This window comes from Trueperella sp. LYQ143, from assembly GCF_046599595.1.
Lineage (GTDB): Bacteria > Actinomycetota > Actinomycetes > Actinomycetales > Actinomycetaceae > Trueperella.
Genome location: NZ_JBKIWR010000002.1, coordinates 78,781 through 98,431 on the forward strand (window position 1 = coordinate 78,781; position 19,651 = coordinate 98,431).

Genomic DNA, 19,651 nt, shown 5'->3' on the forward strand with positions numbered 1-19,651 from the left:
GCATGGCACATACGTTTAAGCGAACGGGGACATTGCGCGCAGGGTACAACCCGGAGCAAGTGGACGCATTTCTGGCTCGGGCGAAACGCGCCTATTCCGGGGACAGCTCGGAAGATATTACAGAAAAGACGGTGCGCTCGTGTGCCTTTGGCTGGGTGCGTAATGGATATGATCCTTACCTGGTAGATGCCGCCTTGGATCGCTTAGAAGCGGCTTTTGTACAGCGACGCCGAGCGAAGATCATGGATGAGCACGGCGAGAAGCGCTGGTTGGAGGAGACGTACGCTCAGGCACAGACCTTGTATCCGCGATTGTTGCGCCCTGCCGGAGAACGTTTCGCCGACGCCTCAGATACTGGCTACTCCAAGAACGAAGTAGATGCATTGTTGAGCAAGATCGCTGCGTACTTTGATGCTGAAGCCGAGTTGACGTCTGAGGATATTCGTCATGCCACATTTTCTGCGGCGCGTGGGGCAAAAGCGTATGACGAAGCCGTTGTTGATGTCTTTCTTGACCGCGCTGTTTCTGTGCTGCTATCCGTCGAATAATCTGTGGTATCGCTTATGCGTGACGTCGTTATTCTTGGCTCAACCGGATCAATTGGCACTCAAGCGCTGGAGGTGATCGCCGATCATCGTCAGGAGTTTCGTGTTCGAGCGCTAGGGGCTGGGGGCGGTCACTTAGCACTTTTGGCTCGGCAAGCTGCAGATTTTCATGTTGATGTGGTGGGGATTGCCCAAGAGAAAGCCACAGAGTTTGCGCAGCTATGGTCAGAGCTTTTCCCGTCTTTACCCCAACCGCAGATCGTTGCCGGAACTCAGGCAATGACGCACATTGCGCAGATGTTGACGGGAGATAGTGAAAGCTCCGGTGTCGTGCTCAACGGCATCACTGGATCCGTGGGATTGCGCCCGACCTTGGCGGCCTTGCGTAGCGGGGCTACGCTTGCCTTGGCCAATAAAGAATCCTTAGTGGCAGGCGGATCTTTGGTGCGTCAGGCAATGTCCTGGCCAGGGCAGATCGTTCCGGTGGATTCTGAACACAGTGCGCTCGCGCAGGCTTTGCGCGGTGGACGTCATGAAAAAGGGCTGACCTCACCCGTCCTATCGGGTCATAGTGAAGTGCGCCGGCTCATCCTCACGGCATCCGGTGGACCATTCCGCGGTAAGACGCGAGATGAGTTGCGCGAGGTGACGGCACAGCGAGCTTTACAGCATCCGACGTGGGATATGGGCCCAGTAGTAACGATCAACTCCTCAACCTTGGTAAACAAAGGCTTAGAACTGATTGAGGCGGCATACCTGTTTGATATGCAACCACAAGATATTACGGTGGTAGTTCATCCGCAGTCGGTGGTACATTCCATGGTGGAATTTTGTGACGGCTCAACCGTGGCGCAAGCATCACCGCCAGATATGCGCCTGCCTATCGCTTTGGGGCTCTCGTGGCCGGATCGCTTAGATACGGTGGCTCGCCCGTGCGCCTGGGAGGAACCCTGTGCATGGACTTTTGAACCCTACGACCATGAGGTGTTCCCTGCCATTGATGTGGCGCGGCAGGCGCTCGCAACTTCTGCGTTACATCCGGCGGTATTCAATGCTGCCAATGAGGAATGTGTGGCGGCTTTTGTGGCGGGGCGTATTGGGTATTTGGATATTGTCTCCATCGTCAGTGAGATCGTGGAGGCCTTTGAAGATGCTGGAGAATTGAGCGTGGCAGCAGTGGAAGCGGCTGAGGATTGGGCGCGGCAGGCAGCTCATCAGCGGTTTATGACAGCAATTTAAGGCGTAGGATGTACATTCTCGGAGTTTTGGTTCTCATCTGCGGCATCGTGATTTCGGTTGGAATTCACGAAGTCGGGCATCTGTATCCGGCGAAGCGTTTTGGCGTGAAAGTCTCACGATATTTCATTGGCTTTGGGCCGACGCTATTTTCTCGCACGATCAATGGCACAGAATACGGGATTAAAGCTATTTTGTTGGGCGGATATGTGTCGATTGCAGGCATGTTGCCCCCAGCGAAGCCCGGGACTCGGATTTACACTCGCAAAGGTCAACTCACACTTGCTGAGGAAGCTCGTCAGGCTTCCGCTGAAGAGATTGAATCCGGAGAAGAAGATCAGGCATTTTGGCGTTTACCTGCCCGCAAGAAGCTTGTGGTTATGTTCGGTGGGCCGCTAACGAATGCGGTAATTGCCTTGGTATTGCTGACGATCGTTATGTCCACGATGGGAATGTCGACGTTGACGACGACCATTGGCTCAATCCAACCGTGCGTTCATGGCTCTGAGTGTTCTGCCCATGATCCACATAATCCGGCTACTCCGGCGGCCCTATCGCAGTTGCAGGTGGGTGATACGATCCAGGCGTGGGGTGGTGTGCCGGTGGAGAACTGGGATGAGTTGTCGGCTGCGATTGCTGCTGGTGGGATGCAGGAGCTACCTGTTTCTATCATTCGTGACGGAAAGCCGATGACAGTGCAGATTACGCCGATTGATCGGGCACTGTTAGGTACGGATTCTGCTTCCCAATCTGATGATTCAGCGACGCAGCATCGTCCGTATGTCGGAATTTCCCCGACGGTGGAACGTCAGCGGGTTTCCCTTACACGAGTACCGGCGCAAGCTGCGGATATGACGCTGGCAACTGCGGGAATCCTCGTCAAGCTCCCAGTGAATCTGTGGAATACCTCGGTGGCTTTGTTTTCCGATCAGGAACGTGATCCAAATTCCGCTATTGGAATCGTCGGAGTTGCAGATCTTGCTGGGAATATCACCGCAAGCGGTAATGCGCAGTATTCGGGGATGGATCGGCTGGCAGATTTGCTGATGTTACTGGCTTCGCTCAATATTTCCTTGTTTTTATTTAACCTCATTCCACTGCTTCCGTTAGATGGCGGGCATATCTTGGGGGCTGTGATCGAAGGAAGTAGACGTCATATTGCGCGGTGGCGGGGGCGCCCTGATCCGGGTGCATTTGATACGGCGCGGCTTACCTCCTTATCGAATATCGTGTTTATCTTGTTGATTGGAATGACGATATTGCTTGTGGCTGCTGATATTTTCAAGCCAGCTTTTTGATCTGCCGGCACTGGGTATGGGGATAGAGCTGAGCTACTGTTTTCCGCTGTGAGATGGAATGACGATCTGCTCCAGTATGGGCAGATATGTAAGTGGATATGAACTGCTATTGCCGTATGTGAGGCGATACTGCGGCTAGTAGACCCTGGTAAGAAACGTCGGTACAACACATATTCGGATTGTGGCTTTTCGGACGGTGAACCTGCGTGAAGAGTGAGAGATTAGGTGAGATAATCACATTCGTGAATACAGTTTCGCTAGGTATGCCCTCAATAAAAGACGCTCCGGCTGTGATTGCGCCCCGGAAAAAGACTCGCCAGATTACCGTAGGTGATGTGCGTGTTGGTGGTGACGCACCTGTTTCCGTTCAATCCATGACCACAACAAAGACGCATGACATCGGTGCGACCTTGCAGCAGATTGCGGAGCTCACTGCCGCTGGCTGCGATATTGTGCGGGTTGCGTGCCCAACCGATAAAGACGCTGAAGCACTTGCTGTCATCGCGCAACAATCCAATATTCCGGTGGTGGCAGATATTCATTTTCAGCCGCGGTACGTTTTTGCTGCTATTGAGGCTGGCTGTGGTGTGCGGGTTAATCCTGGAAATATTAAGAAATTCGACGATCGTATTCCGGAGATTGCGGCAGCGGCAAATGCCAATGGCACAGCTATGCGTATCGGTATTAATGCCGGGTCGCTTGATCCGCGTCTGTTACAAAAATACGGCAAAGCCACTCCGGAGGCTTTGGTGGAATCGGCGGTTAATGAGGCTCGCCTATTTGAGGACGCTGGATTCTATGATTTTGCCATTTCCGTTAAGCATCACGATCCGGTGGTGATGGTGCGGGCCTATCAACTGTTATCCGAAGCGGGGGATTGGCCTTTGCATTTAGGGGTAACAGAGGCGGGGCCGCAGTTCCAGGGGACGGTCAAATCCGCGGTCGCTTTTGGTGCGTTACTTGCACAGGGGATTGGCGATACGATTCGAGTTTCTTTGTCGGCGCCGCCTGTTGAGGAAGTTAAAGTTGGCGAGGAGATTTTGCGCTCCTTAGGTTTGCGCGAGAAGAAGCTGGAGATCGTCTCATGCCCTTCGTGTGGGCGGGCGCAGGTGGACGTCTACACTTTGGCAAATGAGGTCTCTGAAGGATTGAATGATATTACTTTCCCCTTGCGGGTGGCCGTGATGGGCTGTGTCGTCAATGGTCCAGGTGAGGCACGTGAAGCAGATCTGGGAGTGGCCTCAGGCAATGGCAAAGGGCAGATCTTTGTGCGTGGGACGGTGGTTGATACTGTGCCGGAAGATGAGATTGTTCCGACGTTAATTGCCCGAGCGAGAATCGTGGCACAAGAGATGGGCCTCGTATCAGATCCAGATGCGCGCCCTGAGGTGATTTTCTAGTGTTATGGCGACGCCGAGCACTGACGATGCGCCGTTTGGGCGCATACGATCGCAGCGCGGCGCTCGCCTTCTTAGATCGCGATCCGGTATCCACGATCTTGGCGCGGGTGCCATTGGCAGAGGCGAGGTCTTTGCGTCCGGCACACGCTTTAGGATTATTTGATGCTCAAGGGAATCTGTGCGCACTGTGTTGGCATGGTGCCAATCTTGTGCCCTGTGGTTTTGACGAATCCGGATTGGATATTTTAGCCAGAGAGATTCGTCAATCACGTCGGATTTTCAGTTCAATTGTGGGTTCGGCAGATCAGGTCATGGGATTGTGGCAGCGTATTGAGCATCGTTTTGCCCGTCCGAGAGAGATTCGGGATAATCAGCTATCAATGGTGTACGGCGGTCAACCGTGCGTTGCGCCAGATCCGGCGGTGCGATTAGCTGAAGTGGGCGAGGGTGCGCTTATCGTTCCGGCATCGGTGAGTATGTTTATCGAAGAAGTCGGTTATGATCCGCGCAGTTATGGTGATATGTATGCGCGGCGAGTCCATGAGCTGGTGCGAACGGGGCGCACGTTTGTTCGCATGGGGCGCGATGTGCGCGGCGAGGAGCGTGTGGAATTCAAAGCGGATATTGGAGCTTTGGGTGGTGGCGTGGCGCAGATCCAAGGGGTGTGGACGGCTCCAGATGTGCGGGGGCGCGGCATTGGTGCGGCTGCGATGGTGAGCGTCGCCCAGGAGATCCAACGTCGGATTGCCCCAACGGTTTCGCTCTATGTCAATGATTACAATTTTGCTGCGGTGCGGGCCTATGAGAAAGCTGGCTTTATTCAAGTAGGGCAGTACGCCACGATTTTGTTCTGAATTACCTATTAGTTCCGAGCAGGTTTTCCTGGACGTCTTTCTTGTTGTGGCGATGGGTTCGCTACACTAAAGACGTGTTTAAGATGTCAAAGTCCTTTATTAAGACCCTGCGTGAGGATCCTGCTGACGCGGAGGTCGAGTCCCATAAGCTGTTGGTGCGTGCCGGATATATTCGCCGCACTGCTCCGGGCGTGTACACCTGGCTGCCCTTAGGTTTGCGCGTCTTACGTAAGATTGAGGCGGTTATCCGCGAGGAAATGGATAAAGCAGGCGCACAGGAGCTGCTTTTTTCAGCATTGCAGCCGCGTGAACCCTACGAAAAGACGGGGCGTTGGGATGAGTATGGCCCGAACTTGTTCCGTCTGCAGGATCGCCGCGAGAATGATTACCTTTTAGCTCCGACGCATGAGGAAATGTTTACGTTGGCGACGAAAGATATGTGTTCGTCGTACAAGGATTTGCCGCTGGTGATTTACCAGTTCCAAACGAAGTTCCGCGATGAGGCACGCCCTCGTGCTGGCTTGTTGCGAACCCGTGAGTTTGTCATGAAAGATGCGTACTCTTTCGATGTGAATACGGAATCCTTGGCTGCTTCCTATCAGCTTATGCGCGATACCTATGAACGGGCTTTTACCCGTCTGGGCTTACCGTATGTTATTTGCCGGGCAGTGGCTGGGGCGATGGGTGGCTCTCATTCGGAAGAATTCCTCATGCCGTGCGCGATTGGTGAAGATAGTTATGTGGTCTCTGACGGTGGGTATGCCGCCAACGTAGAGGCTGTTACGACGCCTGATCTCGGGGACGTGGATTTTAGTTCAATTGGTGATCCGGTTGATATTGATAGCCCAGATGCGAAGTCGATTGAGCGCCTGGTTGAGGTTGTCAATGCCGCCTATCCGCGGGCAGATCGGCTCTGGGAAGCGGCCGATATGTTGAAGAACGTTGTCGTGGTGGCCACCTATCCTGATGGTGAGCGCGAACTGATTGTGATTGGTATTCCTGGTGATCGGGAAGCAGATCTGAAGCGAATTGAGGCGCAGTTGGCACCGGCAGAAGTCGAGATGGCTACGGCTGAGGATTTGGCTGCACATCCAGAGCTGGTTGCTGGTTATATTGGGCCGCGGCATATTGGTCCGAATTCTCCTAAGCGCACCTATGACGATAATGGTGTGGCGCACGGTTCGGTTCGGTATTTTGTTGATCCGCATATTCGTCGTGGGTCGGCGTGGATTACGGGTGCAGATCGGCCTGAGTGGCATACCGCGAATATCGTCTTTGGGCGTGATTTTGAGGTTGACGGGACGATTGAAGCGGTTGAAGTGCGCGATGGTGATCCAGCACCGGATGGTTCGGGGCCGTTGCGTATGGAACGCGGTATTGAGATTGGGCATATTTTCCAGCTTGGGACGAAGTATGCTGACGCGCTGGGCCTGACGGTACTTGATGAAAATGGTAAGACCCGTGTGGTGACGATGGGATCTTATGGTATCGGGGTATCTCGTTTGGTTGCTGCGCTTGCTGAGCTAAATCATGATGAGCGTGGTTTAGCGTGGCCGGCGCTGATTGCTCCAGCAGATGTTCATATTATTGCCACGGGTAAAGATGAGCAGATTTTCCATACGGCACAGAGTATTGCTGAGGAATTGGATAGTCAGGGTATCAGCGTTATCTATGATGATCGCCCACGGATGTCGGCGGGTGTGAAGTTCACAGATTATGAGCTGATCGGTGTGCCGCGAGCCATCGTGGTGGGGCGCGGGCTTGCTGACGGTCAGGTGGAGCTGCGAGATCGACGCGCTGGGGAGAACATCTCAGTGCCGGTTGATGAGATCGTTAGCCGCGTGGTCGAAGATGTGCGATCGGTGCGCTAACTAATTGCGCTAGCCGCACTGTTTATGTGTTGCGTTACTAAACGTGCCGTAAACCAGCAGGTAGCGAGCTAAGTTGGGCTGAGCGGTGCCTCCCGTAGCCGATATGATACGGGAGGCACCGCTGTATTCTGCCTCAGCATGGTTCGTCAGATATATCGGATAGCTTGTTGCGGGCTGTCTCGTCAGAACAGTGTATGGTCTGTGCGTCTCGGTGGCGGCTGCGGAGCCGTCATGCATATAGAACCTGTGTAGAGCCCTCTGTATCGGAAAATTGCCCTGCGGCACGGGTCGTGAATAAGAGCGAGACGTATCTCGGGGGGGGGGAGAGAGAGAAAAAAAAGAGAGAGGAGGGAAAAGAGGGAGAACGGGGAACAAACAGAAAGGCAAATTCTGGTGGTTGGTGCAACGCGCGTTAGTTGGTTCGTCGTTTATTGCCTGCGTTTTGGTGGTGCGTCCTAGCTTAGTGTTTTCTAGGGCTTTGGTGGAGTTCGTTTGCGCTGTGCTGCACGATAACGCCTGGTAGGGGCATGGCAGTAAAACCATATTGCTGCACGGCGTTTTCCTTAAAGCTAATTATTGAAAGAACACCCGGAACTGGTAGCACCTCTCGCGGGTATGTGCTTTGCGTTAGGCGCCCGCTTTCTTCTTCTTCGGTAGCTCAGCCCTTAGCTACTGGAGCGTACTAATCCAGGTAGCGCGGCTATCGGGGGAGCATCTGGATAATCGTGGTAGAGGTGGCACACAAAAGACGCGATATGTTGGCGATCTGTTGCGGGTGCCTGCTGAGCAGCCAGGCTTAACTGCTGTGTGAGAACGTCGTAACTATCAGTGAGGGGATCATGCGAAGGCGGTGGGGCAAGAGCTGGGCGAGTATCCGATCCGCCAGAAGCAATCTGGGCATCCAAAAGAGTACTAAGTAAAGCGATTCGCGCTAGCGGGAGGTCGCGCTGGCCAATTTGCATGTGGGATGCCGGAATCTCAAGCCACTGGCGGGCGATTTCAATATTTTCTACAGCAGCATCGTTGCTCAGGGCGCGCCCTACGGTGAGCAAATCGTATGTCCCGCACTTCTCAGCGCTGGAGACGGACTGAGTATAGGCCGATATTCCGATGGCAACGGCGGTTGGTCCAGCTGAGGAGGTGAGTGCTTCGTTTGCAAAGGAACTCAGTGCGGCCGGCAACATCGAGTAGGAAGCAGTAGGTAATTGTGGGTTAGCTTGCCCTTCGGGAGCACCCTGCGGCCACGGGACCCATACTCCGCCTAGCGCCGATACCCATTCTGTCGCGGTTGAGTGCATATTTCCGTCAGACATATCGGCGATCTGTTGGGCATGGACGGCGAGTTCTTGCCGTGCTTCCTCGCTACTATCGAGGGTCGGCACCTCAGGATCGTGGCTTATATGGGTGCCAGTAATGACCATTACGAGCGCAAAGATTCCAATACCGATCACGAGGCTGCCAATAAATCGCAGCGTTGACGCGTGTGTAGAAAGTGGCATAACTTTATCCTGCCATACGGCACGGGTAAGCTGTGACTATGGCAAAAGAACGCGAAATCGCCGATTTACTTCGTCCGGTTATCCAGGAGGCAGGGTTATACCTGGAATATGTGCGGGTAGTGCGCGCTGGAAAGCGTACTATGGTGCGGGTAATTGTTGATCTTCCGGAGGGGCCTGGCGGCATTACTCCTGATAGGCTCACTGAGGTTTCGCGAGCTATTTCAGCAGTAATGGATCAGGAAGATCCGATTGCCGGCGCATATACCCTGGAGGTCAGTACGCCAGGAGTGGATCGGGCGCTGCGTGAACCACGGCATTTCTCGCGAGCGCAGGGGCGTAAAGTTGCAATAACGCTGAGAAGTGGGCAATCGCTTATTGGTGAGGTGCTGGAAGCAGCGAGTGATAGTGTGAGTATTGCCGATGAACACGGTACTCAGATGGTTGCTTATGAAGATATTTCGGCTGCCAGTGTCGTTGTGGAGTTTTAGGAGCTTTAGGAGCTGACATGGATATCTCGATGAATGAGTTGCGGATTGTTGAATCCGAACTCGGGGTGAACCTTGATGTCTTGCTTGGCGCTATCCAGGATGCCTTGCTTCATGCCTACTTGCGGGTGCCGGGCGCGGTCAAGGGCGCGCGTGTTGAGCTAGATAAAGCGACGGGCTCTTTTGTGATTTGGGCGCCAGAGTTTGACGAGGACGGAAACGTCGTCGGCGAATTTGATGATACTCCCAACGATTTTGGTCATATTGCGACGTCAACCGCCCGTATGGTGATTAATCAGCGACTGCGAGACGCGGAGACTGCTCGTATCCTGGGCGATTTCCAGGATAAGCAGGGCAAAATTGTTGCTGGCATCGTCGAAGGGCCTGCAGGTAGCCATCCGGATTCGCGCGATCTTTTCGTTGAATTAGGTGAAAATCATGGGCTGTTGCGCGCTGAGGAACAGATTCCAACGGAACGGCTCTCTCGCGGGGATTTAGTTCGGGCACTCGTCTTAGATATTTCTGTTTCATCAAATGGGGCTTCGATTCGGCTGTCTCGCACGCATGACGATTTTGTGCGTCAGTTATTTGCCTCGGAAGTTCCAGAAATTGCTGACGGTACGGTTGAGATCGTATCGCTCGCCCGTGAAGCCGGGCATCGCACGAAAATTGCGGTGTGGTCATCGAATCGCGCTGTTGCGGCGAAGGGATCGTGTATTGGTCCGAATGGGCAACGAGTGCGGGCAGTAACAAAAGAATTGCATGGCGAGAAGATCGACATTATTGATTACGACGATGACCATGCGACTTTTATCGCGGCCTCGCTATCTCCGGCAAAGGTTGTTCGGGTTGATATTCTCAACGCTGATACTCGCCAAGCACGAGCAATTGTGCCAGACGATCAAGCCTCGCTAGCGATTGGGCGGGAGGCTCAGAATGTGCGCCTAGCTGCTCGGCTAACGGGATGGTCAATCGATATTCGCAAAGAATCGGAAGATCCTATTTCGCTGCGGTCAAGCGATTAACCTCACGAGAACGCATACGTGGTTTGTCGCACTCATTCAGGTAGACTCATCCACGTATGCCTACACACACTGACTATCGTTCGCCGTGCCGTCGCACGTGCATTGGATGTCGGCAGGTAGGCGAACGCCGTGACTTGCTGCGGTGGGTTGTCATAGAACAGGTCGTGTACCCCGACCATGATGCCTGCCGCCCAGGGCGCGGAGCGTGGGTTCACCCAGTGCCAGAGTGCGTATCGCGGGCGCTGCACCGTAAAGCTTTTGATTGGGCTTTTCGCTCCCACGTCGATACGAGCCATGTTTATGCGTGGCTCGCCAACCAGCAGGAGGACGCTGAGCGTCCCAGAGATGAAAGCGGGTAGGAAAGCCGATGGGCACCCGATGAGTACCCAGCGATGAGCTGTCTGCAAGAGGTCTGACGCCACTGCGCGCGGACCATGATGAAGGAGAAATGTGGCTAAGGTCCGCGTACATGAGCTCGCCAAAGAGATTGGCGTCACCAGCAAGCGTTTGTTGGAGGTGCTGAAAGAAAACGGCGAATTCGTCAAGTCGGCGTCCTCGAGCATCGAGGCCCCGGTCGTGCGTCGTGCGCACGAATATTTTGAATCACATCCCGAAGAACTCAAGAAAGCTCCGGCTCGAAAGAAGTCGGCAGCTAAAGAGCCAGAAGCTGCCCCAGAGCAGAAAGCTGAGCCGAGTGCGCCACCCGCACCGGCTACTGTGGAAACGGCAGCAGAGGCTACCCCGAAAGCAACATCAGTTCCCACCCCTGGTTCGCTACGAGAGCCGAATCCTGCGTCGGCTGCTAAACCTACGGCGGCTAAACCAGGGCCGGCTCGCTCGCGGGTTGCGAAACCAGGTCCGAAACCGGCAGCGCCTGCTGCGCCGGCTACTCCAGCCGCCCCTGCAGCCCCGCGTGAAGATGTCTCGGCACCTAAAGCTCCCAAGGCGAAACCATCTCGCGCTTTTGTGACCCCTGGTGAGGCAGCGAAGTCAGCCCGAGCTGCGCGAGAAGCAATGCCACGCCCACAGCAGCGCCGCGGCGGGCAGCGTCCTGGAAATTCTCCTTTCGCCTCTCGGCAGGGGATGGGCGTGCGTCGGTCTGGAAATTCCTCGTCGCATCCGCGGCAAACAATGCGTAACGAAGAGTCGAATACGGAACGTCCGAAGCGGTCAAATCGGCCGAATAATGCCGCATCGCGGCCTTCGCCGAATATGATGCCGGATCAGATCCAAGCTCCTAATGATTCGTCGCGCGGTCCAAGTCGTGGAGGGCGCGGGCGTCCAGGTGGAAATAATCGTTCTGGCGGCGCACCGCAGACGGGTGGAGGAAGCTTCGTTCGTTCGGGCGGCAAGGCTCGTGGTGGATCAACTGCAGGAGCTTTCGGTAAGCAGGCTGGTCGTGGTCGGCGTAAGTCGAAGCGAACCAAGCGGCAAGAGTTTGAAGAGCAGCAGTCACCGACCTTAGCAGGCGTTCAAGTTCCACGCGGCAACGGTCAAGAGGTTCGGGTGCGCGCTGGCTCGTCGTTAGCGGATTTTGCAGAGCGTATTGATGCGAATCCAGCGGCTTTAGTTACTGTGCTGTTCCGCATGGGAGAGATGGCAACGGCAAATCAGTCGCTCGATGAGGATACTTTCCAGCTACTAGGCGCAGAATTGGGCTATGACATCAAGATCATGAGTCCGGAGGACGAGGATCGTGAGATCCTTGAATCTTTCGATATTGATTTGGACGCTGAACGAGCTGAAGAAGATGACTCAGATCGCGAGAAGCGCCCGCCAGTAGTGACGGTGATGGGTCACGTCGATCATGGTAAGACGAAGCTCCTTGACGCCATTCGCGATGCGGATGTGGTGTTGGGAGAAGCCGGTGGCATTACGCAAAACATCGGTGCATACCAGACGCATGTGACGATCGAAGGCGAACGCCGGGCAATTACCTTCATTGATACTCCGGGTCACGAGGCATTTACTCAAATGCGTGCTCGGGGTGCGGATGTGACTGATGTGGCGATTCTTGTCGTGGCGGCTAATGACGGTGTCATGCCGCAGACTGTTGAAGCGATCAATCACGTTCAGGCGGCAAATGTGCCTATCGTGGTTGCGGTTAACAAGATCGACGTGGACGGCGCAAACCCGCAGAAGGTTCGTTCTCAGCTCACGGAGTACGGTCTAGTTGCTGAAGAATATGGCGGCGATATTCCGTTTGTGGATATTTCTGCAAAGCAGCGCATCAATATCAATGAGCTGCTGGAGACGGTATTGGCCACCTCCGATATTCTTGTGGAGCCGAAGGCCAACCCGCATAAAGCAGCTCGTGGCGTTGCGATTGAAGCAAAGCTCGATCAAGGCCGCGGCTCGGTTATTACTGCATTGATCCAAGATGGAACCTTGCGCGTGGGCGACTCCATCGTTGTAGGAACGGCACACGGTCGAGTTCGAGCGATGACGGACGAGCACGGCAACAGCGTGACGGAAGCTGGTCCGTCGCGTCCGGTACAGGTCCTCGGTTTGACTTCTGTGCCAGGCGCTGGCGATCAACTGATCGTTGCTGATGATGACCGCACGGCTCGGCAGATTGCGGAACGCCGTGAAACGGCAAAGCGTGCAGCCACTTTGGCTAAGCGTCGTAAGCGTATCTCGCTAGAGGATCTGACAGCCGCTATTGAAGAAGGCAAGGTCGAGACGCTCAACCTCATCATCAAGGGTGATTCTTCTGGTTCCGTTGAGGCGCTGGAATCGAACTTGCTCGATATTGAGGTCGGTTCGGGCGAGGTCGAGCTTAACGTCATTCATCGTGGTGTTGGCGCGGTAACGCAATCGGATGTGGATTTGGCTACCGTTGATAGCGCAGTCATTATCGGCTTCAATGTTCGACCGGCTGAGCGCGTTCAAGAGATGGCAGATCACGAGGGCGTTGAGATGAAGTTCTACAACGTCATCTACGACGTCATTGACGAGGTGGAAGCCGCCCTGAAGGGCAAGCTCAAGCCGATCTACGAAGAAGCTGTGGTGGCAAATGCTGAGATCCGCCAGGTATTCCGTTCGGGTAAGTTCGGCAATATCGCTGGTTCGATTGTTCGCAGCGGAACGATTACTCGTGGTCATTCGGCTCGCCTCATCCGCGACGGCGTCGTTGTTGCCCCTGGTCTAACTATCGTCTCCTTGCGTAGGGAGAAAGATGACGTGACGCAGGTTCGTGAAGGTTACGAATGTGGTATCACCATCGGATATAACGATATTCGCGAGGGCGATATTATCGAGACTTTCGAGATGCGGGAAAAGCCGCGCGATTAAAACGAAAGTATCGTGCTAGGCACACTCAGAGAATGCGGGACGCATGAATGTGCGTCCCGCACCTCACATGAGCTGGGGTAAAAGCTCACTTTTACGAGAAGATACAGACGGGAAGAATACGTAATATGACGAACCAACGTGCGCAGCGCGTCGCCGATCAAATCCAGCAGATTGTCGCGCGTATGCTGACCTCCAAACTCAAGGACCCGCGCTTGGGCATGGTGACGATTACCGATGTGCGGGTTACTGGAGATCTGCAGCATGCCAGTATCTTCTACACCGTCATGGGAGATGAGCATGCGGTACGCCAATCCGCAGCCGCTTTGGAATCTGCCCGTGGTTTGATCCGTTCTCATGTTGGCAAACAGTTGGGTCTGCGGTTGACGCCAAGTATTGAGTTTATTGTCGATGCCTTGCCAGATTCTGTGCAGTCAATGGAAGAGCTACTTGCTGCAGCCCGATTACGTGATGAGGAGATTCGCCGCAACGCCCAGGGCGCGGTTCCGGCTGGGGATCCTGATCCGTACCGGAGTCATGAGGATGACGAATAACTGAGGAAAAGGGATAACGTAAGTGGGGCGCAGACAAGACGCAGAACACGGCGAGCGCAGTTCCTCGTCGGCAAAACCGCGTCGCGTTATGCCGTGGGGTGATTTACCCCGTGGTTATCCGACAGATCCGGGACTGTTATTAGTTGCCAAAGATAGCGGTGTTACCTCCCATGACGTTGTTGGTGCGGTGCGGCGTGTGGCAGCGACTCGGCAGGTTGGGCATAGCGGCACTCTTGATCCGATGGCAACTGGTTTACTGGTAGTGGCAATCGGTCGTGCTACCAAGCTGATCCAATACCTTGGTCAGGTGGATAAAAGCTATCGTGCGCGGATATGCTGTGGCGTCTCCTCGTCAACCGAGGATGCAGATGGCGTGCTGTATCCCGATGAGAATCCTGTGTTAACCGAGCCTGACGTATATGGCGATGAGCGCCTTAGCCTGGCTATTGATGCCGCAATAGGGGAATTAACTGGCAATATCATGCAGGTACCTTCGGCGGTTTCTGCGATTAAGGTTGCTGGTCGTCGGGCCCATGAACTAGTTCGTTCAGGGCATGAGGTAGTTTTAGCTCCTCGGCCAGTTTGTATCCAGAGTTTCACCCGCTGTAGCCCTATTGAACGTAGCACCTTGGTGGTGCAGGGGCGTCGCGTGCCAGTTGTTGAGTTTGAGGTTGACGTCACCTGCTCTGCGGGAACGTACATTCGTGCCCTCGCACGCGATCTTGGTCAGCGACTGGGAGTGGGGGCGCATTTGCGTTCCTTACATCGGTGGCGAATTGGTCCGTGGGATGTAGAAGAAGCGTTTTCGATTTCCCAGTTAGCGTTCATGACGGAGAATTTGCCGGTTATTCCACTGGAGCAGATCTGCCGTGACGTTTTTCCAGCTATTGCGGTAAATGAGGATGAGGCGCGTCGTCTTAGCGCAGGGATGTTCATTGATCGGCGTGAACCAACTGGTCATGTGCTGCGCACTGGGCAATGGCCCGCGGTTGCCTGGTGTGATTGTGATCCGGTGGCGCTTGTCTCGCCTCGCGCTGGGCAATTAAAACCAGACTTACAATTAATGCAGACGAGGAAAGGAATATAGGGCTATGGTGCCATCGGGATGTGGATGTTCAGGCCACCGCAGGGAAGAAACAGCTAGTTCTCCAGTGGAGTCAGTCTCGGCGCAGGAGAATGCTCAGCAGGTATCGCAGCCAGATACGTCACATGCATTGTCAGGTACTCAGGTGCCGGCAACTTCCGGATGCGGTTGCGGTCACCGCCATCATCATAGGAACGTGCAGCGGGAGACCGCGCGGGCGCAGGAAAATTCTGAACACTCTCAGGCGGCGGCTTCGGGGCAAGATCCGGCGTCGCAGGAGGGGCAGATGTGCGGCTGTGGGCGTCGGCGTCGTATGGGGCGTCATGCAGGTGATACCCGTGTTATTCCTGATGATTTCTCCCAGGGGCGTCCGCAGCTCGGATTGCGTGGCAAGTAACTCGTGGATGTTCGTTATTGCCCACCTGATCCGCAGGTAGGCCCATCCGTCGTGACCATTGGAATCTTTGATGGATTCCATAAAGGTCATCACGCCATCGTGCAAGAAACCGTGCGCATAGCTCGTGAGCGGTCAATTCCAGCGGTTGCTTTGACCTTTGAACCGCATCCGAGGGCAGTGCATTGCCCCGAACATCAATTGCCGATGATTACCACCTTGGCAGATCGACTATCGCGGCTAGAGGCGGCCGGAATAGATATTGTTGTCATCCAAAAATACGATTTGGCTTATGCTCAGACGACTCCGGAAGCCTTCATCCGCGATCAGCTTATTGGCCAGCTTGGAGCTCAGGCGATTGTTGTCGGGACTGACGTGCGATTCGGGCGAGATAATGCCGGCGATGGTGAGTTCTTACGGAACTATTGCCAGAACTACGGGGTAGATGTGTATCTGTTGGCTGATCTGGTTTCTGGCAGCGGTCGCCGCTACTCATCCACCTGGATTCGAGAGCTCCTGGATGCCGGTAATGTGCGTAAGGCGGCGAAGATTCTGGGTCGTCCACATCGCCTGCGTGGGGTTGTCCAGCATGGTTTTAAGCGGGGGCGAGAACTAGGATTTCCGACGGCGAATCTGCCGAGCGACGGAATCGGTGAGGTGCCCTGTGATGGGGTCTATGCGGGATGGCTGGTGCGCATGGTGCCAGACTCTACCGCGACGGTGTTGCTACCAGCGGCCATTTCCATTGGGTCGAATCCGCAGTTTAATGCGACGCAGCGAACAGTTGAAGCCCATGTGCTAGGGCGCAGTGATCTGAACTTATATGGGGAGGATATTGCGATAGATTTTGTTGATTACGTGCGGCCAATGATGAAGATGGACAGCGTGGAGCAGTTGCTGACCCAGATGGATGATGATTTGCGTAAAACTGCGCAGATTCTCGGAGTGCCGGTGTCCTATCGAGTCAATCCCAGTGACGTCACTGCCGGTTAATCTCTTAATAAGCTGCTAATGCTCCTAATGAGATGCTGACGGCGAACGTCTCTACGGTCGGTGCGCGGCAGTGAGCCTATGTGAATGTATTGGCTGGATGACGTAAACAGAGATCAGTGGCGCACATAATAATTAGGCTTCGAGGTCAAGATCACCTTTGCGGGTAGCAGGCCGACGGAATGTGCATGTTAGGCTAGATGACGCCGTTCGATCGGCCACGGAGTGTCATCGCTCAGGAGAACCAGCCCTGGGCTCCGTGCAACGAGTAGAAGAAGGAGAAAGCGTATGGCTCTGTCTCAGGAACGTAAGGACGAGATCATCAAGGAATATGCGATGCATGAGGGCGATACCGGCTCTCCGGAAGTGCAGGTTGCCCTGCTTTCCGCTCGTATTGCTGAACTTACCGAACATTTCCGTTCGCACAAGCACGATCACCACTCACGTCGTGGTCTGATGCTGTTGATCGGTAAGCGCCGTCGTCTGCTGGGCTACTTGGCCAGTGAAGATATTGAGCGTTATCGGTCGCTCATTAAGCGCCTCGGTTTGCGCCGATAATTGTTGCCGACCCGCTCCATTAGGGAGCGGGTCGCTGCACGTTAACTGGCGCGTATTGGGTTTGCGGCGCGTGCTGCCGAATTACTGAGGCGGGGATCCGCGCGAAGCAGCGTTCATAAAATAGAAGTACAAGAGAAGGTGTCCGTCGGTCCTCGGTTGTGGTAACCGCACACAGATGGCGTTTATGACAATCGATGGCCGAGGGCAAAACATACAGAAGGAGATCCTATGGAGGGTCCAGACGTGAAGTTTGCCGAAGCCGTCATTGATAACGGTGAATTCGGTACTCGCACGATTCGTTTTGAAACAGGTCTGCTGGCTCGGCAGGCTGCTGGCTGTGCATTGGCTTATCTTGACGGCGAGACTGTTGTCATGTCGGCAACTGCGGTATCTAGCCAGCCGAAAGAGCATTTTGATTTCTTCCCGTTGACGGTGGACGTTGAGGAACGTCAATATGCAGCAGGTCGGATTCCTGGTTCGTTCTTCCGTCGGGAAGGGCGTCCAGGTACGGAAGCAATCTTGTCGGCTCGTCTGATCGACCGTCCGTTGCGTCCGGCATTCGTTAAGGGCTTGCGCAATGAAGTTCAGGTTGTAGCAACCGTTTTTGCGGTGCATCCGGATGATGCCTATGATGTGGTGGCAATCAACGCCGCATCCATGTCCACGCAGCTTTCGGGTCTGCCGTTCTCTGGCCCAATTGGCGGTGTGCGTCTGGCCCTTATTGAAGGGACGTGGGTTGCTTTCCCACGCTATTCGGAGCTGCCGCGCGCCACGTTCTCGATGGTGGTAGCCGGTCGGATTGTCGGTGACGACGTCGCGGTGATGATGGTGGAAGCAGAAGCAAGCGATCATGCGTTGGCCAATATTGCTGCCGGTGGCGCTACGCCGACGGAAGCGACGGTCGCTGAGGGTCTAGAGGCTGCTAAGCGCCACATCCGCGTGCTGTGCGAGGCACAGCAGGAATTGGCTAAGGAAGCTGGCAAGGATACTCAAGAGTTCCCGCTTTTCCCGCCCTATGACGAGGCAGAATATGAGGCTGTAGGAGCGAAGCTGGAGGGTCGCTTTGACGCATTGTGGGGTATCGTCGATAAGCATGAACGCGACGATGCGCTCAATGAGCTGACGAATTCGATCGTGGCAGAGCTGATCGAACAGTTCCCAGAGCGGGAGCAGCCGCTAGCTTTGGCGATCAACGATCACTGGAAGAAGGCTATGCGTCGGCGGGTCCTGACGGAGGGAATCCGCATGGATGGTCGTCGTCCCGAAGAAATCCGGACGATCACGGCGGAAACTCAGATCCTTCCGCGGGTGCATGGCTCGGCATTGTTCCAGCGCGGTGAGACGCAGATCCTCGGTGTAACGACCCTGAACATGCTCAAGATGGAGCAGCAGCTCGATAATCTGTCTCCCATTACAGCAAAGCGCTACATTCATCATTACAACTTCCCGCCGTACTCCACGGGCGAGACGGGTCGAGTTGGTTCGCCTAAGCGCCGCGAGATCGGGCACGGCATGCTCGCTGAGCGCGCGCTGGTTCCGGTGCTGCCCTCGCGGGAAGAATTCCCGTATGCAATCCGTCAGGTTTCCGAGGCCTTGGGATCGAATGGTTCGACCTCAATGGGCTCGGTGTGTGCCTCGACCTTATCCCTCCTCAATGCGGGTGTTCCGTTGAAAGCTCCAGTTGCGGGTATCGCGATGGGTCTTGTTTCGGGCGAGATTGATGGCGAGCAGCGTTACGTGGCATTGACGGATATTCTCGGCGCTGAAGATGCTTTGGGGGATATGGACTTCAAAGTAGCTGGTACGCGGGATATGGTGACGGCTTTGCAGCTCGATACGAAGCTTGATGGCATCCCCGCTGCAGTTCTGGCTCGCGCCCTGCAGCAGGCCCATGAAGCTCGGATTGCCATCCTTGACCTCATCGAACAGGCCGCTCCGGAAGTTGGCGAGATGGCACCGACGGCTCCACGCATCATCTCAGTCAAGATCCCAGTTGATAAGATCGGTGAAGTCATTGGCCCTAAGGGGAAGATGATTAACCAGATCCAGGAAGATACTGGGGCTGAGATCACTATTGAGGATGACGGCACGGTTTACATCGGTGCGGATAACGGTCCGGCTGCTGAAGCGGCACGTCAGACGATCAACGCAATTGCTAATCCGCAGATGCCAGAGGTCGGTGAACGTTTCGTGGGTACCGTCGTTAAGACGACCACCTTCGGAGCATTCGTCTCATTATCTCCGGGTAAGGACGGCTTGCTGCATATCTCGCAGATTCGTCGATTAGTTGGCGGTAAGCGAATCGACGCGGTTGAGGACGTCCTCAATGTTGGCGATAAGGTTGAAGTCGAGCTGGCAGAGATTGATCAGCGCGGTAAATTGACGCTACATGCCGTTCTCACCGAGGAACAGCTTGCTGCGGAAGCTGAGCAGGCTGAGGAATCCTCAGAGGATGAGCGCCCCCGCAAGCGTCAGCGGCGCGATGGTGGCGAGCGTCGTCGTCGGCGTACCCGCACCCGCGAGAACGATACTAGCGACAACGAATAATCGTAGGTAATAATCCGGTG

At 54.9% G+C, this 19,651-nt stretch carries 17 protein-coding genes; 16 read left to right on the forward strand and 1 reads right to left on the reverse strand.

All coding sequences use genetic code 11. The features are described from left to right. Positions 1 to 2: 2 nt before the first annotated feature. The 6 genes from ACLHIL_RS01335 (at position 3) to ACLHIL_RS01360 (ending at position 7,204) form a co-directional block, all read left to right on the forward strand. Positions 3 to 548 (forward strand): DivIVA domain-containing protein, encoded by a 546-nt coding sequence (locus ACLHIL_RS01335; protein WP_411296073.1) that lies wholly within the window; start codon positions 3 to 5, stop codon positions 546 to 548. Between the two features lie 15 nt (positions 549 to 563). After that, positions 564 to 1,784, forward strand: coding sequence for a 1-deoxy-D-xylulose-5-phosphate reductoisomerase (dxr, locus tag ACLHIL_RS01340; protein WP_411296074.1), 1,221 nt, complete (start codon positions 564 to 566; stop codon positions 1,782 to 1,784). Between the two features lie 8 nt (positions 1,785 to 1,792). Then, a complete protein-coding gene (locus tag ACLHIL_RS01345) occupies positions 1,793 to 3,079 on the forward strand; it encodes a M50 family metallopeptidase (RefSeq protein WP_411296076.1) in 1,287 nt (428 codons plus the stop codon). 263 nt (positions 3,080 to 3,342) lie between these two features. Next, on the forward strand, positions 3,343 to 4,479 hold the full coding sequence (ispG, locus tag ACLHIL_RS01350) for a flavodoxin-dependent (E)-4-hydroxy-3-methylbut-2-enyl-diphosphate synthase (RefSeq protein WP_411296264.1): 1,137 nt from the start codon (positions 3,343 to 3,345) through the stop codon (positions 4,477 to 4,479). Continuing rightward, a complete protein-coding gene (locus tag ACLHIL_RS01355; protein WP_411296077.1) occupies positions 4,479 to 5,333 on the forward strand; it encodes a GNAT family N-acetyltransferase in 855 nt (284 codons plus the stop codon). The genes ispG and ACLHIL_RS01355 overlap by 1 nt, the downstream gene beginning before the upstream one ends. A gap of 83 nt (positions 5,334 to 5,416) precedes the next feature. Next, complete coding sequence (locus ACLHIL_RS01360; RefSeq protein WP_411296266.1) at positions 5,417 to 7,204, forward strand: proline--tRNA ligase; 1,788 nt, start codon at positions 5,417 to 5,419, stop codon at positions 7,202 to 7,204. A 665-nt stretch (positions 7,205 to 7,869) separates the two neighbouring features. On the opposite strand, the gene ACLHIL_RS01365 is transcribed toward ACLHIL_RS01360, so the two are convergent. After that, positions 7,870 to 8,703 (reverse strand): hypothetical protein, encoded by an 834-nt coding sequence (locus ACLHIL_RS01365; protein WP_411296079.1) that lies wholly within the window; start codon positions 8,701 to 8,703, stop codon positions 7,870 to 7,872. Between the two features lie 38 nt (positions 8,704 to 8,741). Between ACLHIL_RS01365 and rimP the strand changes: the two genes are divergently transcribed. From rimP to ACLHIL_RS01415, 10 genes are all read left to right on the forward strand, one after another. Continuing rightward, positions 8,742 to 9,191, forward strand: a complete 450-nt coding sequence (gene rimP, locus ACLHIL_RS01370; protein ID WP_411296081.1) for a ribosome maturation factor RimP — start codon at positions 8,742 to 8,744, stop codon at positions 9,189 to 9,191. 17 nt (positions 9,192 to 9,208) lie between these two features. Then, complete coding sequence (gene nusA, locus ACLHIL_RS01375; protein ID WP_411296083.1) at positions 9,209 to 10,213, forward strand: transcription termination factor NusA; 1,005 nt, start codon at positions 9,209 to 9,211, stop codon at positions 10,211 to 10,213. A gap of 56 nt (positions 10,214 to 10,269) precedes the next feature. After that, positions 10,270 to 10,572, forward strand: a complete 303-nt coding sequence (locus ACLHIL_RS01380) for a YlxR family protein (protein ID WP_411296084.1) — start codon at positions 10,270 to 10,272, stop codon at positions 10,570 to 10,572. 91 nt (positions 10,573 to 10,663) lie between these two features. Further along, the gene (gene infB / locus ACLHIL_RS01385; RefSeq protein WP_411296085.1) at positions 10,664 to 13,507 is read left to right on the forward strand and encodes a translation initiation factor IF-2; all 2,844 of its coding nucleotides are present in this window, start codon (positions 10,664 to 10,666) and stop codon (positions 13,505 to 13,507) included. A 125-nt stretch (positions 13,508 to 13,632) separates the two neighbouring features. Beyond that, positions 13,633 to 14,058, forward strand: a complete 426-nt coding sequence (gene rbfA / locus ACLHIL_RS01390; protein ID WP_411296086.1) for a 30S ribosome-binding factor RbfA — start codon at positions 13,633 to 13,635, stop codon at positions 14,056 to 14,058. A 22-nt stretch (positions 14,059 to 14,080) separates the two neighbouring features. Continuing rightward, positions 14,081 to 15,145, forward strand: a complete 1,065-nt coding sequence (gene truB, locus ACLHIL_RS01395; protein WP_411296087.1) for a tRNA pseudouridine(55) synthase TruB — start codon at positions 14,081 to 14,083, stop codon at positions 15,143 to 15,145. A 4-nt stretch (positions 15,146 to 15,149) separates the two neighbouring features. Then, positions 15,150 to 15,539 carry a hypothetical protein gene (locus tag ACLHIL_RS01400; protein ID WP_411296088.1) on the forward strand — a complete coding sequence of 130 codons (390 nt, stop codon included), beginning with the start codon at positions 15,150 to 15,152 and terminating at the stop codon, positions 15,537 to 15,539. Between the two features lie 3 nt (positions 15,540 to 15,542). Then, on the forward strand, positions 15,543 to 16,529 hold the full coding sequence (locus ACLHIL_RS01405) for a bifunctional riboflavin kinase/FAD synthetase (RefSeq protein ID WP_411296090.1): 987 nt from the start codon (positions 15,543 to 15,545) through the stop codon (positions 16,527 to 16,529). A gap of 285 nt (positions 16,530 to 16,814) precedes the next feature. Continuing rightward, entirely contained in the window at positions 16,815 to 17,084 is a 270-nt protein-coding gene (gene rpsO / locus ACLHIL_RS01410) for a 30S ribosomal protein S15 (protein ID WP_411296092.1), read from the forward strand. A 228-nt stretch (positions 17,085 to 17,312) separates the two neighbouring features. Further along, a complete protein-coding gene (locus ACLHIL_RS01415; RefSeq protein WP_411296094.1) occupies positions 17,313 to 19,631 on the forward strand; it encodes a polyribonucleotide nucleotidyltransferase in 2,319 nt (772 codons plus the stop codon). Positions 19,632 to 19,651 lie beyond the last annotated feature (20 nt).

Bases quoted from the DNA above. Each gene is read 5' to 3' on its own strand.
- ACLHIL_RS01335 (WP_411296073.1), top strand. From the start codon at position 3: ATGGCACATACGTTTAAGCGAACGGGGACATTGCGCGCAGGGTACAAC.
- dxr (WP_411296074.1), top strand. From the start codon at position 564: ATGCGTGACGTCGTTATTCTTGGCTCAACCGGATCAATTGGCACTCAA.
- ACLHIL_RS01345 (WP_411296076.1), top strand. From the start codon at position 1,793: ATGTACATTCTCGGAGTTTTGGTTCTCATCTGCGGCATCGTGATTTCG.
- ispG (WP_411296264.1), top strand. From the start codon at position 3,343: ATGCCCTCAATAAAAGACGCTCCGGCTGTGATTGCGCCCCGGAAAAAG.
- ACLHIL_RS01360 (WP_411296266.1), top strand. From the start codon at position 5,417: ATGTCAAAGTCCTTTATTAAGACCCTGCGTGAGGATCCTGCTGACGCG.
- ACLHIL_RS01365 (WP_411296079.1), bottom strand. From the start codon at position 8,703: ATGCCACTTTCTACACACGCGTCAACGCTGCGATTTATTGGCAGCCTC.
- rimP (WP_411296081.1), top strand. From the start codon at position 8,742: ATGGCAAAAGAACGCGAAATCGCCGATTTACTTCGTCCGGTTATCCAG.
- nusA (WP_411296083.1), top strand. From the start codon at position 9,209: ATGGATATCTCGATGAATGAGTTGCGGATTGTTGAATCCGAACTCGGG.
- ACLHIL_RS01380 (WP_411296084.1), top strand. From the start codon at position 10,270: ATGCCTACACACACTGACTATCGTTCGCCGTGCCGTCGCACGTGCATT.
- rbfA (WP_411296086.1), top strand. From the start codon at position 13,633: ATGACGAACCAACGTGCGCAGCGCGTCGCCGATCAAATCCAGCAGATT.
- ACLHIL_RS01400 (WP_411296088.1), top strand. From the start codon at position 15,150: ATGGTGCCATCGGGATGTGGATGTTCAGGCCACCGCAGGGAAGAAACA.
- rpsO (WP_411296092.1), top strand. From the start codon at position 16,815: ATGGCTCTGTCTCAGGAACGTAAGGACGAGATCATCAAGGAATATGCG.
- ACLHIL_RS01415 (WP_411296094.1), top strand. From the start codon at position 17,313: ATGGAGGGTCCAGACGTGAAGTTTGCCGAAGCCGTCATTGATAACGGT.